The 23,778-nt window shown below is 44.5% G+C and carries 15 protein-coding genes; 6 read left to right on the top strand and 9 right to left on the bottom strand.

What is annotated here, in order from left to right; translation table 11 throughout:
* The 6 genes from BLS59_RS13680 to BLS59_RS13655 all read right to left on the bottom strand — a co-directional run bounded on the left by BLS59_RS13680 (nt 1) and on the right by BLS59_RS13655 (nt 9,715).
* Nucleotides 1–1,485: an arabinan endo-1,5-alpha-L-arabinosidase gene (locus tag BLS59_RS13680; protein ID WP_205411262.1), complete on the bottom strand. Its 1,485-nt coding sequence runs from the start codon at nt 1,483–1,485 to the stop codon at nt 1–3.
* A gap of 77 nt (nt 1,486–1,562) precedes the next feature.
* A complete protein-coding gene (locus BLS59_RS13675; RefSeq protein ID WP_091149834.1) occupies nt 1,563–3,125 on the bottom strand; it encodes a RagB/SusD family nutrient uptake outer membrane protein in 1,563 nt (520 codons plus the stop codon).
* Between the two features lie 30 nt (nt 3,126–3,155).
* Nucleotides 3,156–6,470 carry a TonB-dependent receptor gene (locus BLS59_RS13670; RefSeq protein WP_162842630.1) on the bottom strand — a complete coding sequence of 1,105 codons (3,315 nt, stop codon included), beginning with the start codon at nt 6,468–6,470 and terminating at the stop codon, nt 3,156–3,158.
* A 229-nt stretch (nt 6,471–6,699) separates the two neighbouring features.
* A complete protein-coding gene (locus BLS59_RS13665; RefSeq protein WP_091149832.1) occupies nt 6,700–7,785 on the bottom strand; it encodes a FecR family protein in 1,086 nt (361 codons plus the stop codon).
* A gap of 105 nt (nt 7,786–7,890) precedes the next feature.
* On the bottom strand, nt 7,891–8,490 hold the full coding sequence (locus tag BLS59_RS13660) for an RNA polymerase sigma-70 factor (RefSeq protein WP_091149831.1): 600 nt from the start codon (nt 8,488–8,490) through the stop codon (nt 7,891–7,893).
* Between the two features lie 49 nt (nt 8,491–8,539).
* Nucleotides 8,540–9,715, bottom strand: coding sequence for an aldose epimerase family protein (locus tag BLS59_RS13655; protein WP_091149830.1), 1,176 nt, complete (start codon nt 9,713–9,715; stop codon nt 8,540–8,542).
* 327 nt (nt 9,716–10,042) lie between these two features.
* Between BLS59_RS13655 and BLS59_RS13650 the strand changes: the two genes are divergently transcribed.
* The 6 genes from BLS59_RS13650 to BLS59_RS13625 all read left to right on the top strand — a co-directional run bounded on the left by BLS59_RS13650 (nt 10,043) and on the right by BLS59_RS13625 (nt 18,505).
* Complete coding sequence (locus BLS59_RS13650; protein WP_091149829.1) at nt 10,043–10,744, top strand: NUDIX hydrolase; 702 nt, start codon at nt 10,043–10,045, stop codon at nt 10,742–10,744.
* A 107-nt stretch (nt 10,745–10,851) separates the two neighbouring features.
* Nucleotides 10,852–12,570, top strand: coding sequence for a ribulokinase (locus BLS59_RS13645; RefSeq protein ID WP_091149927.1), 1,719 nt, complete (start codon nt 10,852–10,854; stop codon nt 12,568–12,570).
* Nucleotides 12,567–13,265: an L-ribulose-5-phosphate 4-epimerase gene (locus BLS59_RS13640; RefSeq protein WP_091149828.1), complete on the top strand. Its 699-nt coding sequence runs from the start codon at nt 12,567–12,569 to the stop codon at nt 13,263–13,265. The genes BLS59_RS13645 and BLS59_RS13640 overlap by 4 nt, the downstream gene beginning before the upstream one ends.
* A 19-nt stretch (nt 13,266–13,284) precedes the next feature.
* Entirely contained in the window at nt 13,285–14,643 is a 1,359-nt protein-coding gene (locus BLS59_RS13635; protein WP_091149827.1) for a glycoside hydrolase family 27 protein, read from the top strand.
* A 53-nt stretch (nt 14,644–14,696) separates the two neighbouring features.
* Nucleotides 14,697–16,187, top strand: coding sequence for an L-arabinose isomerase (araA, locus tag BLS59_RS13630; RefSeq protein ID WP_091149826.1), 1,491 nt, complete (start codon nt 14,697–14,699; stop codon nt 16,185–16,187).
* A gap of 611 nt (nt 16,188–16,798) precedes the next feature.
* The gene (locus tag BLS59_RS13625; RefSeq protein ID WP_091149825.1) at nt 16,799–18,505 is read left to right on the top strand and encodes a sodium:solute symporter family transporter; all 1,707 of its coding nucleotides are present in this window, start codon (nt 16,799–16,801) and stop codon (nt 18,503–18,505) included.
* A gap of 70 nt (nt 18,506–18,575) precedes the next feature.
* Here BLS59_RS13625 and BLS59_RS13620 read toward each other — a convergent pair whose 3' ends face one another.
* From BLS59_RS13620 to BLS59_RS13610, 3 genes are all read right to left on the bottom strand, one after another.
* Nucleotides 18,576–19,955 (bottom strand): alpha-amylase family glycosyl hydrolase, encoded by a 1,380-nt coding sequence (locus BLS59_RS13620; RefSeq protein WP_162842629.1) that lies wholly within the window; start codon nt 19,953–19,955, stop codon nt 18,576–18,578.
* A gap of 53 nt (nt 19,956–20,008) precedes the next feature.
* On the bottom strand, nt 20,009–22,462 hold the full coding sequence (locus tag BLS59_RS13615) for a glycoside hydrolase family 31 protein (protein ID WP_091149823.1): 2,454 nt from the start codon (nt 22,460–22,462) through the stop codon (nt 20,009–20,011).
* Between the two features lie 192 nt (nt 22,463–22,654).
* Nucleotides 22,655–23,776 (bottom strand): SusE domain-containing protein, encoded by a 1,122-nt coding sequence (locus BLS59_RS13610; RefSeq protein WP_091149822.1) that lies wholly within the window; start codon nt 23,774–23,776, stop codon nt 22,655–22,657.
* Between the last annotated feature and the right edge of the window lie 2 nt (nt 23,777–23,778).

Below are 23,778 nucleotides of genomic sequence, written 5' to 3'. Positions count from 1 at the left end.
TTATTTTTTCTTCCCCCAGATAGCTGTACCTGAGTTATCCAAACCGGTAAAAATAATGGTAGATACTACCTTGTTTTCCCAATCCCTTTCGCGCTCGGTCTTGAGTTTGTAGGTATCGCCGCTGCCGTATTTCAGTTCGATATAAGGGGCGGTAAAAGTCCATTTATCTGCGGCGTTTCCGTTTATGGTTCCTGCGGCATCCAGTTTAAATTCGGTAGCTACCTGAAAATTCGGATTGGTTTGTTCATCGCTGTAACCGGGTACTATATGGTAGTTTAACGTTATTTTTTCATAGGTGCCGGCAATATCGGTGCTGGCGATGGCAGCCTGATCTACGTTAGCATATCGCTCTGGCGATACCACCGGCCAGCCATCGGGCGTCCAGGAAATTTTGCGTACGTGCAGGTCCATATAAAAGGAATTAACCCCTGGTCTGCCCTGGTGCGCCATAAAATACTGGCCGCTGCCGTTGTCAAATACAGCGCAATGCGCGGTGCCCTGCCAGCCGCTTTGGTTAGCAAACTGATAAGGTGCCAGTATCATAGGCCCATGATCTTCGTTGGTGTTAATATCGTGCCCGTTGTAGTCATAAAAAGGGCCTGTAGGGTTATCGCCCCTGCCAACCCTTACGTTGTATTTGGTTTGCAGCCAATCGTAAGAGATAAACAGGAAATATTTTTTCAGCGTGGGGTTATATATTACTTCGGCACCTTCAATGTTGCCGTTGTATTTACCGCCCGTAAAGCCACGGTTGGCAATCCGTTTCCCCTTATCGCCTGTTGTTTCGGCCAAACCGGTAGTTGCATTAAGCTTTAACATATAGATGCCATCCCAGGCCGATCCGTAGTACATATACTCGTCGCCGGTTGGGGCGGTAATAACTGTTGGGTCGATAGCATTGGTTTGGATGCTGGCATCATTTGCGGATGTTACCACGAGGTCTTTCTCCGTCCAGGGGCCTTCGGGGGATGAAGCTGTTGCCATGCCGATAACGCTTAACCGCGCAACTGCCGATGAAAGTGAGTAATACAGCCGGTATTCCGCACCAACCTTCATTACATAGGGCGCCCATAAAGCATTGAACGGCGTGCCACCCTTTGAGCTGATAAACTGTGAACCCTTTGCCGGAAGCGAATTAAATACCCAGCCCACAAACTCCCATTGCACCAGATCTTTCGACCGGCGAATTTGCAACCCTGAACGTACATCGGTACCAAAAGCAACATCGGTACTGTAGCAGTAATAATAATCGCCAAATTTTTTGATGGATGGATCATGTACATTATAAACCGTCCATTTTTGGTAATAGGCAAACGATGCTATATCACCGTAAGTATCGGTTATGGAATTAATATCAAAGGCAGTTGGCGTGATGGGCTTTACCACCACGGTATCTGTTATTTTGGGTGCAGCTCCCTCTTTTTTACAAGCGGGCAATAAACCGGCAGCTAAAAGCAAAGGCATTAATAACCTTAACCTGTTCATGTTTTTCATAAATAAGCTCGACTAAGTTTTTTTGAGAAAATACCCTCCCGGCTTACTGGCCGGGAGGGATACCTTTATTAATTTGCTGGATTAGGTTTCAGGTTTTTATTTACATCCAGCTCGGTTTGTGGAATTGGCAGGTACTCGTTACCTGCGGTCCACGAATTAAACTCGGGATCATGGCTTTTGAGTTCGGCAAGTTTATCTGCTTTGTACAACCAGCCCCAGCGAATGATGTCATTAATACGCTGCGCTTCAATAGCAAATTCTAACGCCCGTTCGTGACCTAATTGATCGCGCATTTGCTCTTTGGTCATGTTGGGTTTGGTAGTTGCCAGATCGGGCAGGTTGGCACGGTTACGTACTTTTTGAATGTATGGATAAGCCGCCGAGGTTTGATCCATCTCGTTCAAAGCTTCGGCATACATCAACAGCACATCTGAATATCTTAACACCCGATAGTTGATACCCGAATTTTCGATACCATTGTTTTCATTGGTGAAACCCGGGATACCATCATGAGTATATTTGCGCGGATAAATATTGGTTTTTGGATTGTTCCACGGGCCAAAATAAGCCAACTCGGATACGCCCGGCTCATAGGATGCAATTGTGGCCAACAAGCGGGGATCTAATTTACCGTCAACAGTTTTTTCCTTTTTAAATTCCTCGTAAATCCAGTTGGTTGGTAAAAAGTCAGAATAGCCAAAACCTTCCATAGCATAGGTATGACCTATTGACGATACCTGTTTCCAGTTTGCATTTGGTTCGCCGCCATAGTTGCCTGCGGTACCGCCAACAGTATTAGGATCGGCAAACTGAACTTCAAACAACGACTCGGCATTGTTCTCGTTAGTTGGCTTAAAGTTATCCCTGAAATCTGTCATCAGGCTATAATTGTTTAATTCGGGGCCATCTATCAGTAATTTAAACTCAGCTGCTGCATCGGTCCATCTTTGGCGATATAAGTATGCTTTACCCAGCAAGCCCACAGCCGCACCTTTAGTAGCACGCCCCTTTTGCCCCTGATCTGCGCCGCTTACGTTGTCGTAAGTTACCGGCAGCATATCTATTGATTTTTTAAAATCATCATAGATCTGGTTCCAAATGTCGTCCTCAGATGCAGTTGCCGGGTAATAATCTTTCTGATCTTTTGGTACAGTGGTAATAAGCGGCACTACTTTGTAAGTGCGGGCCAGGTTAAAGTAAGCCAGTGCGCGTAAAAAATAGGCCTGTCCTAATAGACGTTTTTTCAAACCCTCATCCATAGTAATATCCGGTACGTAGGTTAAAACCTGGTTGGTGCGGTAAACCCATTGGTAGTGCTGCGCCCAAACCCATTGCACCGGCCCGGATGTTGTTGGGATGGTAAAGTTTGCTACCTGGTCAAGATCGCCCCAGGGACTATCACCTTTAAAATCGTCGCCGCGGCCATCGGTAAGGGCGGGGTACATACGCATGTAGCTGCCATCCTGTATCATACTGTTGTAGATAGCTACCACACCGGCAGTAGCGTCGGCGGCTGTTTTCCAATATTGGGTTGATGTTTGTGCGTTTGGATTTTGAAGGTCCAGCTTTTTATCGCAGCCAAAAAAGGATGCGATTAATATGATTATGGTGAAATATTTAATTTTTTTCATGTTGATTCAATTTACCTGGTAAACAAATTGTTAAAAACCTACCTGTACGCCCACTAATATGGTCCGCGGTTTAGGGAACGATCCGGCATCGAAGCCCGGGTTGAAAACACCCGAAGTAAAATCGGGGTTAAAGCCCTTGTAACCCTGGAACGAGTACAGGTTTTGACCGGTAACATATATCCTTGCATTTGACAAGCCCTCAATAATTCCCTTTTTAAAAGTATAACCTAACGATACGGTATTTATGCGCAGGTATTTACCATTCTGCAGCCAACCCTTACGGTTTGAATCGCGCTGGTTTTGGTTAGGGTCATTTTGTACCACACGCGGAATATCCGTATTGGTGTTAGTTGGTGTCCAATGGTTCAGGATATCGGTGCTGCGGTTAATGTAATCCGTGGTCAGCATCAAATCGCGGTACAGGCGGCTGTTTATTAAAAAGCCCGAGCTGCCCGATGTAAATACCGACAGATCAAAGTTTTTATAGCCGGTAGTAACGTTAAACCCGTAATTTAATTTAGGAATTGCGCTGCCCAGGTAAGTACGATCATCGGCATTGATTACGTTATTACCGTCCAGATCTTTAAATTTAATATCGCCGGGGGCTGTTCCCGCCTCTTGTTTGGCATGGTTAGCTATATCGGCAGCGTTTTGAAATATACCTTCTGCAACATAACCAAAATGCTCACCTACTTCGCCGCCTACGGCTGTTTTTGAACCTACGCCGTAAATTGGTTCGTTATTACCGCCAAGTGCAAGCACCTTGTTTTTAACGGTTGCAATATTGGCCGATATATCTAAGGTAAAATCGCCGGTTCTTTTATGGTAAGCGGCAGATATTTCAATACCCGAGTTACGCAGTGTGGCCGCATTAATTAAAGGGGCCTGGTTTACAGAGCCGGTAGAGGCCGGGATAGGTACGCCAACCAATACATCGGCCGATTTGCTGTTATAATATTCGGCAGATAGATCAAACAAGCCATTCAGCAATGTTGCATCAAACCCAAAGTTTGCTGTTGTACGTGTTTCCCATTTTATGTTTTCTGATACGAGGCTGGTAGTTAAACCACCGGTAACTTTTGTTCCCTGGTTATCGCCACTGCTGCTAAAATTGTATACAATATTGGGATTGATGTAAGAGGTGTACAGGTAATTGCCGATATTCTGATTACCCAACTCGCCATAACTGGCCCTGAATTTAAGATCGCTGATGATATCTTTAGGAACGGTAAAAAACTTTTCGTTGGTGATACGCCATGCCAGCGCTGCCGATGGGAAGTAACCAAACCTGTTTGATGGGGCAAAGCGCGATGATCCGTCCCGGCGCAGTGTGGCGGTTAACAAATACCTCGAATCGAAATTATAATTTAACCTGCCAAAATAGGAGGCAAGCGTACTTTCGGCACTTGAACCTGAGGTTGTTTTATTGGTTCCGTTATCCAGCTGGAGATAGGGCTCAACAACGTTTTCGGCATGGCCGCTAAACGTGCGGAAATTATCCTGCTGGTATGATTGGCCTAATAAAACATCAACAGTGTGTTTGCCAAATGCCTTGTTATAGGTTAAAGTATTTTCGATAATGCCGGTTGTGTATAAACGCTCTGTATTATCAAGACGCGAGATACTCTGGTTAAAAAAGTAACCCAGATCAAACGGTGGCTGGTACGAGAAATCATTAGCCACTACTTTATCATAACTTAAGTTGATTTTGTACTTTAAACTATGCCCGTTGGTTTTCAGTAAGGTAACCTCGCCAAAGGCGCTGGCCAGCACGCGGTCAACATCGGTATAGTTTTTAATGAGCGAGTTAATGCCAACTGCGTTAAGCGAAATAACGTTTTGAACGCTGGAGAGGATACCGCCATAGCCGCCTACCTTAGTAGGGTCATATAGTTGTTGCGTAGGCACAGCCTCAATAAGGTCAATAATAAGCGGCGGCCTGTTACCGGTAAGGATATCTGAACGGTAGGTTAAAGCGTTTTCATGCGAATGCGAATAAAAAACAGATTCGCCAAAGCGGAAGATGCCTTTGTCGCCGCTGGTATTTACACGGGTAGAGTAGCGGTCATAAGTGGGGCCATTACCAACAAATGTACCCTTGTTGCCAAAGTAATCTAACGATACGTTGTAGGTAAAATGCTCACTGCCGCCAGAAAAATTAATATCGTGGTTTTGACGGTTCCCATTTTTTTCGCCAACCTTTTGCCAATCGGTATTGGTATTGGCAACGTAAACTGATGAAGTTGGGTCGTTACCTGGGATAAGCGGTAAGCCCGCATTGGTATTTACCTCGTTAATTACGGTTTGGTATTGTACGCGGTTAAGCACCGGTATCTTTTGCCAGATTTTATCAACGCCGTAATAGGCGCTGTATTCAATTTTTAACGGCGTACCCTTTTTGCCTTGTTTGGTGGTGATGATAACCACCCCATTTGCAGCCCTCGACCCATAAATTGCGCCTGCTGATGCATCCTTCAATACCTGCATCGATTCGATATCGTTGGGGTTAAAATCGCGTGGTGAATTGCTCATCGGTACACCATCAATAACATATAGCGGTGCCGCATCGCCAAAGGTGCTGAAACCCCTGATGCGCACGCTCGGGAAAGCACCTGGCTGCCCATCGCTGTTAACAGTTACACCGGCAACGCGCCCCTGCAATAGTTGCGAGAGGTCATTAGTTGATAGTTTCTTGGCTTCTTTGGCATCAATGATACCTACCGCGCCGGTTATATCTTTACGTTTAACGCCGCCATAGCCTACTACAATAACCTCATTTAATGAGTTTGAAGTTTCTTTAAGCTGTATGTTAAGCGTGGTATTGCCATTAAGCGGTACTTCCTGCGTGGTATAGCCCACAAATGAAAATACCAGCACAACGTTGTTGGCATTAGCATCCGGGATGTTCAATACGTAGTTGCCATCAACTTCGGTTTGGGCGCCCACGTCGGTCCCTTTAACTTTTATACTTACACCGGGCATTGGCTTACCGGCCTCATCAATAACCTTACCTGTTACTTTTAAAACCGACAAGGTGCCGCCTTTTTCTGACAGGATAACCAGGTTGTTTTCGCTTAAGCGATATACCAGGTTGGTATTCGCCAGCAAGGCGGTCATCGCCTCATCAAGCGAAGCGTTGGTGATGGTGAGGCTTGTTGGCGAAACGTTTTTAGCCAGCACATCATCACTGTACAAAAAGCGATAGTCGGATTTCTTTTCAATTTCCTTGAAAGCTTTTTTTAAAGACACATTCTGGAAACTGACGTTTATTATACTCTGACCATATCCTTTTGCAAAGCTTTGCAACGATGACACAATCACCAGGGCAAGGATAAATTTAAACATAAGAAAGATTTTCAAAAATTGGTTCAGCCGCACTTGGTTAATGCGGTGTGCATTTTTTTTCATAATTTAGCATTAAGGTTGTTTAACTATTTGGTTTTCTAAAAGGGCTGGTAGTTAATCTTTTACCACATACACGGGGGGATGCTTCAACATTCTCCCGTTTTTTATGGCTTAAGGTTTTTAATAATTATTTAAGCATAGGCCTGTTTAATTAATTTGATTAAATGGGTTAATAAACTAAAATTTGATTGTTGTTGGTTTTATAATGGAAATATGTAGTGCCCTGGAGGGCTTTTAAGGCTTTTGTTATCGATTCATTCTGGAACCTGCCGGTGAATCTTATCTTCTTCAGATCTTCGTTTTTAAAACTAATGGCAACGTTATAGCGGCGTTCCAGCTTTTGGGCCAGGCTGCCAAAATCTTCGGCATCAAAGGCAAGCTTGTTCTCAATCCACAAAGCTTCTGATGGCAATGTATCCTGCTTTATCTGGTGAATACGACTTAGCGCTATCAGTGGTACATCTTCATTTATATCATTTTTTGACGAGGCTGCGGCGTTTAGCGCAGGCTGCTCATTATTAATGGTAAGCTTGTCGTTAGCTTTTAAAATGATCTGTTTCTCCGGGTTTTTTAATATGGTAAGTTCAATTTTCCCGCGCAACAGCGATGCCTCCGAGGTTCTGTCGTTAGTGTAGGCCCGCACATTAAATTTGGTACCCAGTACTTTTATGCTGATGGTTGGCGTGGTTACAATAAAAGGGTGCTGGGCATCTTTCACCACATCAAACAAAGCCTCGCCGGTTAAGGAAACCTTGCGCACATCGGTGCCATAGCTGGCGGCGTAAACAAGCTTACTGCCTGAGTTTAGCCATACCTTGCTGCCATCGGGCAGCTGCACTTTGCTTATGCCGTTTTGAGGGGCAGTAATTTCGCTGGTTTTATCGCCATCGGGTATGTTTTTATCCCTAAAAACTATAAACACAACGGCCATACTGGCGGCAACAACAAGCGAAATTATTTTTATGAATTTTATAATGCCGCGTTTGGGTTTGGCTGGCTCTGTAATATCGGCAGCAGGTTCTGCTTCGGTTTCTATTTTGTCAAAAACATCAAGCTTGGTTTCAAAGGCTTTCCATTTGTTTTCCAACTTTTCGTCGGCAGGGGTCTGGTTTGTTTTTTTCCAGATATCTTCCAGCAACGCAAGGGGGTATTGGTCTTCAACCTGCTGCAGCAATTCTTCCAGTTCGCGCAGTTCTTCGGATGAAGCTTCGCCACTTAGTTTTTTACCAATAAGAATCCAGATGTTGTTGATCATTATTTAAGCCTCTAATCATAAAGACCAGAAATAACGGAAACACCCTGGTGAAAAATAAAATAAATTTTTAGTGATAATTTTTACGGTTGGCACAAAGAGATCATATTATCTCTTTGTGCTAACAAAAGCCGTATTTTTTGCGGTAACGGTAGTTTGCCGTTGTGAGCGTTCGATGCTTTGGGTAAGCTGTTTAAGGGCATTGCCCATGTGGTATTCAACGGTTTTAACCGATAAATCTAACAGATCGGCTACCTCGCGGTATTTAAGGCCATCCTCTTTTACCAGCTTAAAAACCAGTCGGCATTGGTCGGATAGTTTACCAAGGGAGTTATTGATAACCCAGGTTATATCGGCGCAAATCAAATTGTCTTCGCCGCTTGCCGATACATCGATAATTTCAACGGTAATGTCATCAATATTTACCTGCGTAAGCTGCACTTTTGCAATATGGTTCAATGATTTATTTTTAACCGATGTGTAGCAGTAGTTACCAAAATTATTGATCTCCATTAGCTTTGCGCGCTGCATCCACAAATTTAAAAACACATCATCAATAATTTCTTCTGCACTTTCATCTGTTTTTACAAATGATTTGGCAAACCAAAACAGCTTGGAATAATAAAACATGTACAGCCTTTTAAAAGATGCCCTGTTATTGTTCACAGCAATATCAATCAGCAGATATTTTAGTTCGGTTTCAGTCATCTTTCCCAGTATAAATGTATATCAAGGGCTGTAATAAATTTATATTAAACTATTTGGTTGAAAACTTGTAAGTAGTTGTTGTATGGTAAGTTGCACCTGGTTTTAACACTGTTGATGCAAATGCAGGCTGGTTTGGTGCATCCGGAAAATGCTGTGTTTCTACACAAAACGCCGAACGGTGCGGATAAGCTTTGCCACCCTTGCCATCATTGGTTTGGCCGGTTAAAAAATTACCCGAGTAAAATTGGAGACCAGGTTCTTCTGTATAAATATCCATTACAATACCGGTTTCGGTGCTGCTTACTGTAGCTACAGATTGTGTGGCATCGTGCTTATTCAGCGCAAAGTTATGGTCATATCCTTTACCGTTCTTCAACTGCTCGTTGCTTTCGTTAATGTCCTTGCCAATTTCCTTGGCCGTGGTAAAGTCGAACGGTGTGCCTTTAACTGGCAATAGTTTGCCTGTTGGTATTAGCGTGGTATCAACCGGGGTAATCGCATCGGCATTAATTTTTAATACGTTGTTGGTGATGGTGCTGCTACCCTCGCCGTTAAGGTTAAAATAGGCATGGTTGGTTAAATTAACCACGGTATTTTTATCTGTAGTGGCGGTGTATTCAATTTTCAGTGCGTTATCATCGGTAAGGGTATACACCACTTTAACGGTTAGCGTACCAGGGTAGCCACCCTCGCCGTCCTTTGATACATAAGTAAGATCAAGCGATTTATCATCGGCTTGTTTGGCATCAAATACCTGGGCATAAAAACCCTTAAAGCCGCCGTGTAGCGTATTAACACCATCGTTAATATCTAATTGATAAGCTTTACCATCTAAAGTGAATTTGCCTTTGGCAATACGGTTTCCGTAGCGGCCTATTATAGCGCCAAAAAATGGTTCTTTTGGCTTTTGGTAAGTTTTTAAGCTATCGTATCCTAAAACCACATCAGTAAAAGTGCCTTTATTATTAGGTACCAAAAGGCTTACTATCCTGCCGCCGTAATTGGTAATGGCCACGCTTGCGCCTTTGCTGTTTTTTAGAGTATATAGTTTAACGGGTTTGCCGTTTACATCGCCTTCAAAGTTTTTAGCATCAATGCTTGCAGTTTTTACCGAGGAGGTGGAGTCCGAATCGGAAGTTTTTTTTGCAGATGGTCCGGCGCAGCCCATAAATAATGATAGCCCAAGGCTATATAATAAAAAGTGCTTTTTAGTTACTGTTTTCATACTGATTTTGGTGCGTTTTCGCCGTTTTTCATGTACGTTATCATTGCTGATCGTGCCGTATTTAACGGTTTTTAACTGTTTACAATTGGTACTTTGGTTTATTATCGGAAGGCCTTTCGGCTCCTAATTAAAATCTAAGGTAGAATAAAAAAATTATTATTGTATAAAAAACAATTAAAAATAAAATTAATTTTATTTGTGTAAGCTATACACCTATAAAGCCTTATAATTGCAGCTATTAACGGATTTTTAAGTAAGTATTTTACTTGAGAGGTAGTTAGGTTGTTCAAAATAATTTTATCACGAACCTGGTTTTACTAAAAATAGATGCACAAATACTCCAAACAAACCCGTCTGCTATTAGCCGTTGACTGCATTATTTTAGGGTTTGATGGGGAAACTTTAAAGATCCTGTTGATAAAAAGAGATTTTCAACCCGAGAAAGGGAATTGGAGCCTTATGGGTGGTTTTGTACAACCGGAAGAAAGTATTGACCAGGCCGCAAACCGTAACCTTAAACAGTTAACAGGTTTACAAGGTGTTTATTTAGAGCAGCTTCATACCTTTGGTGCTACTAAGCGCGATCCTATTGAGCGTACGGTATCTGTTACCTACTTTGCACTTATAGATATTAACAAGTACCAAACACAGCTAAGTCAGGACTATCATGCCGAGTGGTTTCCGCTAAAACGCACGCCAAAACTCATCTTCGATCAGCAGGAAATGGTGGAGGCCGCCAGGAAACAGATCCGTTATAAGGCAGCAATGCACCCCATATTATTTGAGCTTTTGCCAACAAAGTTCACCATTCCGCAGCTGCAAACTCTTTATGAAAGTGTTTTTAACACCGCTATTGATAAGCGTAATTTTAGCAAACGGGTGCTGGCCACTGGTTTACTAATTAAACTCGCCGATAAGGACAAAGCGGGCTCCAAACGCGGTGCTTTTTATTATCAGCTGAATATGCAAAACTATTATGCTAAATTTCAGGCTATTATGAATTTTATCCCTAATCCGGATACATTATAAACAGTCACTTTTTATCTCCCGTTTTGATTTTTTTTTAAATGTTTTTTAGGAAAAATTTTTTATTTCAAAAAAATAAGTGTTACTTCAACACGAATTATCAAACCAATATGAGTAAAGACCAATTTGTGATTGGAGTGGACTATGGTTCAGACTCTGTTCGCTCCGTATTAATAAACGCCCTCAACGGCGAAGAAATAGCCTCATCTGTATTCAATTATCCTCGCTGGCAGGATGGTTTATATTGTGTACCATCTGAAAACCAGTTCAGGCAACACCCGCTTGATTATGTAGAGGGGCTGGAAACTACCATTAAAGACTGCCTGCAAAAAGCAGGGGGCACCGAAGCTGCAAAAGCAGTTAAGGGTTTATCAATAGATACCACCGGATCAACCCCTGTAGCGGTAGATAAACACGGTACTCCGCTTGCTTTAACCCCGGGTTTTGAGAAAAACCCTAATGCGATGTTCATTTTATGGAAGGATCATACTTCGGTAACCGAGGCCGCCCAGATCAATGAGCACGCCACAAAATTTGATACTAATTATCTTAAATATGTAGGCGGCATCTACTCATCAGAGTGGTTTTGGGCCAAGCTGCTGCATATTATACGTGTGGACGAACAGGTGCGTCAATCCCTGCACTCATGGGTTGAGCATTGCGATTGGATTCCGTTCCTGCTAACCGGTGGTACAGATGTTAAGGAAATTAAACGCGGCCGTTGTTCTGCGGGGCATAAAGCCCTTTGGGCCGAAGAGTTTGGCGGTTTACCACCCGATGATTTCTTTTCATCGCTTGATCCGCTGTTGAAAGGCATCACATCAAAACTATTTACCGAAACCTATACTGCCGATAAAGCCGCCGGGCATTTAAGCCAGGAATGGGCCACGCGTTTGGGTCTGTCTACCGATGTAGTGGTAGGTGCCGGTGCTTTTGATGCGCATATGGGCGCGGTGGGTGGGCAAATTGAGCCTTACCACCTAAGCAAGGTTATGGGTACCTCAACCTGCGATATTTTAGTGGCCCCCTCTGCCGAAATTGAAGGTAAATTGGTAAAAGGTATCTGCGGACAGGTTAATGGTTCGGTTATTCCCGGCATGGCTGGGCTGGAAGCCGGGCAATCTGCCTTTGGCGATACTTATGCCTGGTTTAAAAATGTGCTTTCGTGGCCGTTGAATAACCTGCTGTCGCATTCAAAAATAATTGATGCAGCTACCGCCAGTGCTTTAAAAGCCGAAATGGCCGAACTCATCATTCCTGAATTAAGCAGGCAGGCCGCGTTAATACCGCTTGATTTTGATAACGAACTTTCGATAGACTGGTTTAATGGTCGCCGTACGCCGGATGCCAACCAGGAGTTAAAAGGCGCGATAAGCGGTTTAGGTTTGGGCAGTGATGCACCACGTGTTTTCCGTTCATTGGCCGAGGCCACCTGTTTTGGTGCAAAAAGCATTGTAGACAGGTTTGTAAGCGAAGGCATCCCGGTTAAGGGTATCATTGGTATTGGCGGTGTAGCAAAAAAATCGCCGTTTGTAATGCAAATGATGGCCGATGTGTTGGGTATGCCTATCCGTATTCACCAGTTTAAACATACCTGCGCTTTGGGCGCGGCAATGTTTGCGGCGGTTGTAGCGGGCATCTATCCAACGGTTGAAGAAGCCATGCAAGCTATGGGCCGCGGTTTTGACGTAGAGTATTATCCCGAAAAAGCAAATGCTTCGCTATACCAACGCAGGTTTAAACAATACCATGACCTGGGCGATTTCATCGCTAAACAAACTGCTGCTAAAACATCGGCACAAAAACTATCAAACGCAATAATAGCATGAGCAAATATCAGCATATAAAAGAAAGCGCCTATGCTGCCAATATGCAGCTGCCCAAGCTGGGGCTAGTACTTTTTACCTTTGGCAACGTAAGCGCCGCCGATAGGGAATTGGGTGTTTTTGCCATTAAGCCAAGCGGTGTACCTTATGAAGATCTTTCGCCGGAGAAAATGGTGATCGTTGATTTCGACGGCAACACTATCGAAGGCGATCTGCGCCCATCGTCTGATACTAAAACACACGCTGTTTTATATAAACACTGGGAGCATATTAACGGTATTGTGCATACACACTCTACCTATGCCACTTCCTGGGCGCAATCGCAAAGGTGCATTCCTATATTTGGTACCACTCACGCCGATCATTTAACTACCGATGTTCCCTGCGCGCCGCCCATGCACGATAGCATGATAGAGGGCGATTATGAATACCAAACCGGTTTCCAGATCATGGATTGCTTTAAGGAGCAAGGCTTGGATTACCGCGAGGTTGAAATGGTATTGGTAGGCAACCATGCCCCTTTTACCTGGGGTAAAACCGCCGAAAAGGCCGTTTACAACAGTGCAGTTTTAGAAGCCGTTGCACAAATGGCTTACCTAACCGAGCAGATAAATAACAATGCCCCGCGTTTAAAGGATTCGCTTATCAAAAAGCACTTTATGCGTAAGCACGGTCCCGATTCTTATTACGGCCAATAATTTTTATACCTGTTTTTATATGAAATTAAGTAATGTAATAGTTTTTGTTGCCTGTTTGCTTAGCATTAAGGTATCGGCGCAGGTAGCCGCCACGCCGCCTATGGGCTGGAATAGTTACAACTGTTATGGCTCGGCCGTACATGAAGATGAGGTAAAGGCCAATACCGATTACATGGCGCAGTATCTTAAACCCCATGGCTGGGAATATATTGTGGTCGATTTTTTATGGTCATACGATAACCCACCGGGCAGTAACATTGGAAACCCTTTTCAATTGCGTTTGCAGGATGGCTCATACCTGCCCTGGCTTACCATGGATAAGTGGGGAAGGTTAACACCACAGCCAACTAAATTCCCTTCGGCATTTGGTGGCAATGGCTTTAAGCCCTTGGCAGATTATGTACACGCTAAAGGCTTAAAGTTTGGTATTCACGTAATGCGTGGCATTCCGAGGCAGGCCGTATGGGCAAAATCGCCGGTAAAGGGAACCAACGGTATCACTGCCGATATGGTAGCCGATACTAATTCAAAATGCCCTTGGATGAACCACATGTACGGGTTGGATATGAAAAAGCCTGGCGCTCAGGAATACCTGAACTCGCTGCTGGAATTGTATGCTTCATGGGGTGTAGATTTTATTAAGGTAGATGATCTTTCGCGCCCGTACAGTACGGCTGAGGTAGAAGGTTACAACAAAGCGATAGCCCAATGTGGCAGGCCTGTTGTGTTAAGTCTATCGCCCGGCGAAACACCGGTTGCGCAGGCTGTCCATGTAGCAAAAAACGCAAACATGTGGCGCATGGCCGATGATTTTTGGGATAACTGGAAAGAGATATTACACATGTTTGATTACGCCAAAAGCTGGGAAGGTGTTGGCGGTCCTGGTCACTGGCCAGATTGCGATATGATACAAATTGGTAAGCTAAGTAAGCGCGGTCCGGTAGGGGAGGAACGTTACAGCCGCTTTACCGAGGATGAGCAGTATACGCACATGACCTTCTGGAGTATTTACCGCTCGCCCCTGATGCTAGGCGGCAATCTGCCCGAAAACCGGGAACTGGAACTAAAACTATTTACAAACGATGAGGTATTGGCTGCAAATCAAAAAGGAGAGAACCCGCGCCAGCTGTACAAAAAAGATGACGCTATGGTTTGGTATTCACACATTCCTGGTAGTAAGGATATTTATGTTGGCTTATTCAACATTGGCGATAAAAATAAAAGCATAGCCATTGATTTTGCTACCATTGGCCTGAAGGGAAAAATCAAAGTACGCGACCTATGGAAAAAACAAGATCTCGGTCAGTTTAAAAATAACTATCAGCAAAACATCAACCTGCACGGCGCAGCCTTGCTGCGGCTTTCACCAACAAAATAATTAAGTATTTAAAAATCAATAATTCAACAACTCAATAATTCAAAATTACATATATGATCGATCTTAAAATATTTGAAGTTTGGTTCATTACAGGGAGCCAGCACTTGTACGGAGAAGAAACATTAAAATTGGTTGCCGAGCATTCACAGCAAATAGCTGCGGGCTTAGATAGTTCGGGCCAAATTGCGGTTCGGGTGGTTTACAAACCGGTTGTAAAAACTACCGAAGAAATTTATGCTACCCTGCAGGCAGCCAACACTACAGAAAACTGTATAGGTGTTATTACCTGGATGCACACATTTTCACCGGCCAAAATGTGGATCCGCGGACTAAGTATCCTAAAAAAACCGATGCTGCACCTGCATACACAATTTAACCGCGACATTCCATGGAGCAGTATTGATATGGATTTCATGAACCTTAACCAAAGCGCCCACGGCGACCGCGAGTTTGGTTTCATTGTATCGCGTATGCGTATTAACCGCAAGGTTGTTGTTGGCCACTGGCAAGATCCTGAGGCTTTAGCTGAGATTGACGCCTGGGCACGGGCGGCGGCCGGTTGGTACGATTGGCAGGGTGCAAAGTTTGTGCGCTTTGGCGACAACATGCGCTTTGTTGCCGTTACCGATGGAGATAAAGTAGAAGCGGAGCTGAAATTTGGCTTTTCTGTAAATACCTATGGTATTGGCGATCTGGTAGCGGTTATTAACGCAGTGAGCGAGGCCGATATCACAGCCCTTACAAACGAATACGAGGCTACTTATACCATGGCCGACGACCTTAAAAAAGGCGGTGCCAAATATGCATCGGTTTACGAGGCAGCGAAAATTGAAATAGGCTTGCGCAAGTTTTTGGTTGAGGGTGGCTTTAAAGGTTTCTCAGATACTTTCGAAGACTTGCATGGCATGATCCAACTGCCGGGTATAGCTGCCCAGCGCCTGATGGCTGATGGTTTTGGCTTTGCCGGTGAGGGCGATTGGAAAACTGCCGCCCTGGTACGCGCCTTCAAAGTAATGGGCGCCGGTCTGGCCGGGGGTAACGCCTTTATGGAAGATTATACTTACCATTTTGACCCAAGCAATGCACTGGTATTAGGTTCGCACATGCTGGAAGTTGATGCTTCATTAGCTAATGGCAAAGCATCATTGGAGGTGCATCCCTTAGGTATTGGCGGCAAGGCTGATCCTGCGCGTTTGGTATTTAACGTGGCTGGCGGCGCGGCGCTTAACGCATCTATTGTGGATATGGGTAACCGTTTCCGTTTGCTGGTTAACGAGGTTGAGGCCGTTGAACCAATTGCCGATTTGCCAAATCTGCCAGTTGCCCGTGTACTTTGGAAACCACTGCCCGATATGAAAACAGGCTGTGCAGCCTGGATCTATGGCGGCGGAGCGCACCATACGGCCTACAGCCAAAACCTTACTGCCGAACACATGCAGGATTTTGCAGACATGGCCGGTATTGAGTTTTTAAGGATAGGCAAGGATACCACCATTCCGCAATTCAGAAATGAGATCCTGTGGAATGAGGTGGCTTATAAATAGGAGAGCCTCACCTAAGTCCTCTCCAAAGAAGAGGACTTGGTAAACTTGGTTATGATACTTAAATAATAAATATGTCATTGCGAGGAACGAAGCAATCGCGAACCGTGCAAATACTAAGCAGAGGATGAGATTGCCGCGCTACGCTCGCAATGACATATTGGATAGCAGCGGATACCGGCCCGTAATTAAGGCCAGAAGCAGTATGAGCGCATAGCCCGGACCGAAGGTAACGCCCATTTGAGGAGCAAGGATTTGAAGATTAAGGAACAAAGACGGAAACGCAGGTGATACCGCGGACACTTTAGAAAGGCGGTGGGCATGTGCGATTCCTTCCTTGGGGAAGGAGGAGGAAGGGGTTTAGCCAGCATTCAAATGTGAGCTAAACGTAGAAACCCCTCCCTGCCTTTGCCCACATCCGGCCGCACCCCTCCCAACGGGAGGGAATTAGATAGTACAAGAAAAGTTAATATTAAACAGGCAACCCACGATGGGATTCCGGTTGCTCGTTTTGAAAAATGAATAGAACCGGCGAAAAACAAGTTAAAAACCGAAAGAAATCAAATAAAAACCAGGTAAAAAACTGATTAAACCAAACTAATTTAAACCCAATTATGAATAAATTTTCAACTATCGATTACGTCATTTTCGTGATCTATTTTATTGTAGTATCCAGCTATGGTTACTGGGTGTACAGCCGCAAAAAGACCAAAGGCGTATCTGATAGTCACGACTTTTTCCTGGCCGAAGGGTCGCTTACATGGTGGGCCATTGGGGCATCGCTTATTGCATCCAATATCTCGGCCGAGCAATTTATTGGTGCCAGCGGACAAGGCTTTGCCGTTGGTTTGGCCGTTGCTGCTTACGAGTGGGTTGCTGCCATCGCACTTATTATAGTTGCGGTGTGGTTTATACCCATCTATCTGAAAAACAAAATTTTTACGATGCCGCAGTTTTTACATACGCGGTATAACGAAACGGTGAGCTTTGTAATGGCGCTGTTCTGGTTGTTTTTGTATGTGTTTGTGAATCTTACGTCGATACTTTTCCTTGGCGCATTGGCACTGAACAACCTATCGGGCGGCGATCAAACTACCATGCACTACATTATTATAGCCTTGGCGGTATTTGCCCTGTTTATTACCCTGGGCGGGATGAAAGTGATTGGCTTTACCGATGTTATACAAGTGTTGGTATTGGTGATTGGCGGATTGGCCACAACATATATTGCCCTAACTTTAGTGAGCGATCATTTTGGGTTAGGCAAAAGCGCCCTTGCTGGTTTTAACGCCATGATGAAGGATGCGCCAGACCACTTTAAAATGATGCTTCCCAAACCAAAACCAGGCGCATCGCAGGTTGAGATCAATAAATATCTTGCGTTGCCGGGTATTGCCATGTATTTTGCCGGCCAGTGGATAGTGAACCTTAACTATTGGGGTTGTAACCAGTACATTACCCAACGCGCGCTTGGTGCCAATCTTAAAACTGCACGTACGGGCATCCTGTTTGCGGGTTTAATGAAACTGGCTATGCCCATAATTGTGGTATTGCCGGGTATTGCGGCTTACGTGTTGTATAAAAATGGTGGCTTACAGCAGGAAATGGTTTCGGGCGGGCATTTTAATTCTGATAATGCTTATTCGGCTGTACTTGGGTTTTTACCTACCGGCTTAAAAGGCCTTTCGGTCGCAGCGCTTACCGCGGCAATTGTAGCCTCGCTTGCGGGTAAGGCTAACAGTATCTCTACCATTTTTACGCTTGATATTTACAAAAAACATATCAATAAGAATGCCGACGAAAAGAAAATGGTTAATGTAGGCAGGCTTACCATTGTAGCTGCCCTCATATTATCTATTATGCTTACCTGGAAAGATCTTTTGGGTATTGGTGGCGAGGGTGGTTTCACCTTTATTCAAAAATATACCGGCTTTATCAGTCCGGGTATATTTGCCATATTTATATTGGGTTTCTTTTGGAAACGTACTACAGGAGCCGCTGCTATTGCTGGTATATTAACGGGCTTTGGTATGTCGGTATTGTTTAACAATTTTGCACCGAGATTATTTGGTCACGAAACTTTCCTGTATACCGCGTTTCCAAAAGGCGACGGTACTTTTGAAATTCCGTTCCTGATATGTATGGGCTTGTCGTTCCTGTTCACCGTTATAGTGATGGTGGCCATTAGCCTTGCCGGACCTAAAGTAAACGCTAAGGCACTGGCTATCGACAGCAGTATGTTTAAGATCGAAAGGTCGACTTTGGCATTAATAGTAGTAACCCTTTTATTACTTACTATGCTTTATGTGAAATTCTGGTAGATGATATAAACCTATAAACAGAAAAAGCGGGCTTGCCCGCTTTTTCTGTTTATAGGTAATCCGGTTTACTTTAATTCTTTTTCAGCAACACATATGCGTAAGGCTGAAGTGTTAGTGTTGTGGTTAATGTGGTGCTGGCGTTGGTAAGGCCGTTTGTCCAGCTGGTATTTTGCAGGGCTGTAGGCAGGTTGTAAGTGCTGATGCTGTTTTTGGTGTTTACCAGTACAACTACATCATCCGTGCCCGATCTTTTCTCGAATGCTACCACATTAACATCGTCATAAGCCGTTAGCGCCCCTACTTTTACCGCCTCGTGAGCTGCGCGGAAGGCAAGGATCTTTTTGTAAGCGGCTATCATATCCGGGTTGGCAGTATAATCAACAGTTACATTATTGAAAAAGTTGATGGGGTTGGGGTAGCCAACTTCCTGGCTGCTGTAAATGAGCGGTATACCGCCCATATTAGCCGCCAGTGTAAATGCTGCCAACGCACCTTGCTTGCCGCCGTATTCGGTAATTGTGCTGCCATCGCTTGAGGCATTGTCATGGTTGGTGATATACCTTAGCTTTATTCCCGGCGATGGCAGGGATGCAATTTCGGTAGTGTTCGTACTGAATAAAGAGGCTGGCGAAGATGAGCCTGAAAATAAACTTTTAAGCGTACCGTAATAACTAAAAGCATAGCTCAATTGAAAACCAGAGGTAATCTCTGCACCTTTGGTACCTTCAGCTAAGTAGATCAATTTGTGAGTGGTAATGGTATTAAGGGTATCAAGCGCCTGTTTCCAGAAATCGGCCGGCACGTTATCGGCAAAATCGCAGCGGTAACCGTCAACATTGGCCGCAAAGATCCAGTATTTCATGGCTTTTATCATGGCTTTGCGCATCGGGGTGCTGTTGTAATTTAATGCCGCAACATCACTATAATTAGTACCCGGCGGAATAATGATATTACCTGAAGCATCCTGCTGATACCATGATTTATTTTCTATCCAGGGGTTATCCCATGCGGTGTGGTTGGCTACCCAATCCAGTATTACAGCCATGCCCAGGGTGTGTGCTTTGGCTACATAGGCGCGTAGATCGTCAAGTGTACCAAAGCTGGCGTTTACCTCGGTATAGTTTTTTACAGCATATGGCGAGCCCGATGCTTTTAGTACGCCGATGGGGTAGGTAGGCATCAGCCATACTACGTTTACACCAAGCGCTTTAATAGAATCTAACCGGGCCATTGCACTACTAAGACCAACAGGCGAATAGGTGCGCAGGTTAACCTCGTACATTACAATATCCTTTGATGACGGTACGCCGCTGTAGGGTGTGCCATATTGTGCAGGATCGTTGCTGGTTACCGGTGGTGGGGTAACTACAGGATCGGGTGTGGAGCCCGACTTTTTGCCGCAGCCCAGTATCGAGCCTATCAGCATAATTAATACTATTAAAGCGTTCATTTGTGATCTTTTATTACTCCTGTTCATACTCACTTTCCTTTATATTATATTATTTAGAAATTTAATTGAATTCTGTTTGCCGCGTTGCCAATGGTAACATATTTAACCGGGCAGGTTTCGGAAGAGGCTGCGCTTCCCTGCGGATCGGTATTGGCGGTCGCGCCTAAAAATGCTATGGCGCTGTCCTGCAGGTTCAACTTATCATTACCGGTTTTTACCGATGCCGATTGCTGAAACCCGTGTAATACTACTCTGATATATTTAAAGTGCGATTTATAATTGCCATCGGCCTTATCAAAGGTAATGGTATGTTTATCGGGATCAAAGGTGATGGCGCGTTTGTAAAAATCGCCTTTTTGGTAACCAAAGCTTTTGCCATCATCTTCATAATATACGTAATGATTGGCCTTGCTGCCGTTGTATACGTGTACCGATAATGTATCCGTAGGCATTTCAGAAGTAGATTGTACCAATGACTGCATTGGGATAATGCTGCCGCCTTTTACGAAAACAGGCAGTTTATCAACTTTTAGGGGGATGGTAACTTCCTGCCCGCCTTTTTGCTCAGTACCGGTGTATAAATCATACCAGTTACCTTCGGGGAAGTAAACTTTACCAAACGCGGCGGTGCTTTCAAAAGGCGCTACCATAATGCCGTTACCAAACTCATACTGGTTTTGGTATGTAGCATCCATCACTTTAGGGTCAAACGTGTAATTGATAGCCAGCGAACGCATCACCGGCATGCCGGTTTGAGTTGATTCATAAAATGACGAATAAATATAAGGCATCAGCTCATAACGCAGGCTGATGTATTTACGCACAATATCAAGCACATCCTCACCAAACGCCCATGGCTCGGCGGCCCGAGTATTCAGCGCGGTGTGGTTTCTGAAGTAAGGGATAAATGCGCCAAGTTCCATCCAGCGAGTGTATAAGGAGGTAGTAGGGTTACCGGTAAAACCGCCTATATCCATTCCCGTAAATGAAATACCGCTCATGCCTAAGCTGTTCAGCAATCTTACGCCTTGCAGCATGTGGTCTTCTTCGGCACGGTTATCACCCGTCCAAATGGCTGAGTAGCGTTGCATACCTGCAAAACCTGAACGGCTTAAAATAAACGGACGCTCCTTAAAGTTTTGCAATGCGCCTTCATAGCTTGAACGTACCATTTGCATACCGTAAACGTTGTGCGCCTGCAGATGGGTTGTTGGTTTGCCATCGTAATCAAACAAAACGTTATCCGGGATCTTTTGCCCCCAGGTAGCAATTTCATTCATGTCATTCCAAATCCCGCTCACGCCAGATTCTGCAAAGAATTTTACCTGGTTGCGCCACCATGCACGACCTTTTTCGCTGGTAAAATCAGTAAAGTTGCACCAGCCCGGCCAAACCTGCGCGGTGTACTGGGTACCATCGGGGTATTTAATATATACATCTTGTTTTAACCCGCTTTCGTAAGCAGGAGCTCCTTTTTCAACTTTAATGCCGGGGTCAACAATAACGGTTGTTTTAAAGCCCATTTTGTTGAGGTTGGCGTTCATCCGGGCCGGATCCGGGAAGCGGCTCTTGTTCCAGGTGAATAACTGGTAGCGGTCCATGTAGTGGATATCAAGGGTGATGCCATCGGCGGGGATGCGTTTTTCGCGCAGGGTTTGGGCAATGCGCATCACCTCAGCTTCGGGGTAATAGCTGTACCTGTTTTGCTGATAGCCTAATGACCATAGTGGTGGCAAAGGCATACGGCCAGTAAGGTATGTATATGATGATATAATATCGGCCATTTTTTTATGGTAGATGAAGTAGTAGTTCATCTCGCCGCCGCGCGCGCCGAACGACGAAAAGCGGTTGTTACTGGCGCCGAAATTAAAATCGGATTGGTAGGTATTATCTAAAAAGATACCGTAGGCCAGCCCGTGGTGGATGCCGGCGTAAAAGGGGATGGTTGAATAAAGCGGATCGGCAAGTACACTGTAGCCATATACGTCCGAGTTCCAGTTGGTGTAGCCGTTGCCCTTACGATCAAGGTTACCGGTTTTTTCGCCGAGGCCCACAAAATGCTCATCATCCTGCATTTTTTTGTAGGTAGTAACAGATTCACCAATCCATGAGGTACCTAAGCCCTGCTCATCCTGGCTTATTGCTTTGCCATCGGTAGTGTAAAAGGCTATGCTGAAAGGCTTTTTTTGAATTACTGCTTTTAGCGAGTCGGTTAGTAGGATTACCGCGTCATCTGTTTGGGTGATGTTCACCTTTGTTTTTTGAGGTGTACCGGTAACGGCATAAGAAAAATCGGCACCCAATGGTTTTTTATCCAAACGTACACGAATTATTGCTGGGCTGTAAGCGGCTATTTTGCCGTAAGCATTGGTGGTTTTGAAGGTTATATCCTGATCGCCTATGGTAACATTTTCAAAATTACCCGGCGTTAACACTGGTGACTGCGCCATCAAACGCGGCATATTCAAAACACACGCAAGCAAAAATGTGATCTTAATATATTTCATGAATAAATCTGGTGATGAATTGCTGTTTCCATTTAAAGTGTAGTTTTTTACTGCAATAAATTACCTGTATACCTGTAAATAAGGCATCGGAGGATGGAGTAAAAAAGTACATCGGGCGGGGTTATAGCAAATTCAAATTAGCTGTTTTGTTATTAGTAAATAAGGCAGTGCATGAGCACTGCCTTATTGGAATTAGTTTTTGTTTACGTAATAGTAATAGGCATTAGGGTCATGCACATCCAGGTAAATGGTATAAGTACCATCCTCTGTAACACTAAGGTTTTGTACTGCACCATTGTATGGGTATGCAGGGTTATCTGCATAAGCAAGCCTGCCGGTAGCAGGGTCAACGCCGAAATCAATTTTCCATTCTTTGTTGGCTCTGAATTTGAACGAAGCATTGGTTTTCATGACAGCTGTAACCTTCCAAACTTGTTTAACCGGGTCATAGCTCATTGGGGTATCATTATCCCAACCGCCTGGCGTGGCATCGCCAATAATTCCAAACACAACCGGCGTAGCCGACCATGTAAGTGCAGTAGTATTAGCTATCAGCTGGTAAAAGCCCGGGCCAGGCAATACTAAATCACCTTTTGTACCATCGGTTGTTAACAAGCCTGCACCACCATCGCCATAGTTGGTATGGTTCCAGTCAGGATCGCTGGTGAATTTGAAGTGATAAGCGGAGCCATCGGCACTTTCGGGCATGTATATGTAGCCTTCGTAAATGCCATCTTTTTCGGCTGCTACGGTACCAGCTGTTGGCGGCGACCAGCTTTGATAAAAGCCAGGCAGGTGCAACGTTGATAAACCAAGGCTTGCCGGTGGCGGCGGAGGTACAAAAACAACAATTTCTACATAAGGGCTTACCGTAACGGTTATCGCTTTCGAAAACACATTCCTATCCTGGTAGGCCAGGATCCTGAACACCATTTTAGCGGTATCATTACCAGCCAGGCCAACTTTAAGCGCCAGCGCGTTTAAATCTGAACCTTTGTAGGTTTTGGTTAGTATATCATCACCAATTAATATTGATTGTGCTTTTCCCCAAGCGGTGGCGCCAACCGTATCGGTAGGAACATCGGCCTGCAGGGTGTAAGTTACGTGCGATTTGTATGGATATACTACGGCAGGCCAAGTGAATGTAATTACATTAGCATCATCTGTGCTTTTTGTAAGTATAGCCGTATTTGTTGAGGAAGCAAGCGGAGCGTTAAAACTTACCGGTTGTAACGTGGTTAAAGCAGCCTCCTTATGACAGGCAACAGCCAAACAGGCTATTGCTATTAAAGTAGAATTGATTAATTTTTTCATGA

Source organism: Mucilaginibacter pineti (assembly GCF_900101875.1).
In the GTDB taxonomy this organism is placed as follows: Bacteria; Bacteroidota; Bacteroidia; order Sphingobacteriales; family Sphingobacteriaceae; genus Mucilaginibacter; species Mucilaginibacter pineti.
The sequence above is the reverse complement of the archived record's forward strand: the minus strand, read 5'-3'. Positions and strand labels throughout refer to the sequence as shown.

What these genes read in the sequence shown, in the direction of transcription:
- araA (WP_091149826.1), top strand. Translation starts at nt 14,697, where the DNA reads ATGATCGATCTTAAAATATTTGAAGTTTGGTTCATTACAGGGAGCCAG.
- BLS59_RS13635 (WP_091149827.1), top strand. Translation starts at nt 13,285, where the DNA reads ATGAAATTAAGTAATGTAATAGTTTTTGTTGCCTGTTTGCTTAGCATT.
- BLS59_RS13675 (WP_091149834.1), bottom strand. Translation starts at nt 3,125, where the DNA reads ATGAAAAAAATTAAATATTTCACCATAATCATATTAATCGCATCCTTT.
- BLS59_RS13620 (WP_162842629.1), bottom strand. Translation starts at nt 19,955, where the DNA reads ATGAACGCTTTAATAGTATTAATTATGCTGATAGGCTCGATACTGGGC.
- BLS59_RS13615 (WP_091149823.1), bottom strand. Translation starts at nt 22,462, where the DNA reads ATGAAATATATTAAGATCACATTTTTGCTTGCGTGTGTTTTGAATATG.
- BLS59_RS13680 (WP_205411262.1), bottom strand. Translation starts at nt 1,485, where the DNA reads ATGAACAGGTTAAGGTTATTAATGCCTTTGCTTTTAGCTGCCGGTTTA.
- BLS59_RS13610 (WP_091149822.1), bottom strand. Translation starts at nt 23,776, where the DNA reads ATGAAAAAATTAATCAATTCTACTTTAATAGCAATAGCCTGTTTGGCT.
- BLS59_RS13625 (WP_091149825.1), top strand. Translation starts at nt 16,799, where the DNA reads ATGAATAAATTTTCAACTATCGATTACGTCATTTTCGTGATCTATTTT.
- BLS59_RS13645 (WP_091149927.1), top strand. Translation starts at nt 10,852, where the DNA reads ATGAGTAAAGACCAATTTGTGATTGGAGTGGACTATGGTTCAGACTCT.
- BLS59_RS13670 (WP_162842630.1), bottom strand. Translation starts at nt 6,470, where the DNA reads ATGTTTAAATTTATCCTTGCCCTGGTGATTGTGTCATCGTTGCAAAGC.
- BLS59_RS13655 (WP_091149830.1), bottom strand. Translation starts at nt 9,715, where the DNA reads ATGAAAACAGTAACTAAAAAGCACTTTTTATTATATAGCCTTGGGCTA.
- BLS59_RS13665 (WP_091149832.1), bottom strand. Translation starts at nt 7,785, where the DNA reads ATGATCAACAACATCTGGATTCTTATTGGTAAAAAACTAAGTGGCGAA.
- BLS59_RS13660 (WP_091149831.1), bottom strand. Translation starts at nt 8,490, where the DNA reads ATGACTGAAACCGAACTAAAATATCTGCTGATTGATATTGCTGTGAAC.
- BLS59_RS13640 (WP_091149828.1), top strand. Translation starts at nt 12,567, where the DNA reads ATGAGCAAATATCAGCATATAAAAGAAAGCGCCTATGCTGCCAATATG.
- BLS59_RS13650 (WP_091149829.1), top strand. Translation starts at nt 10,043, where the DNA reads ATGCACAAATACTCCAAACAAACCCGTCTGCTATTAGCCGTTGACTGC.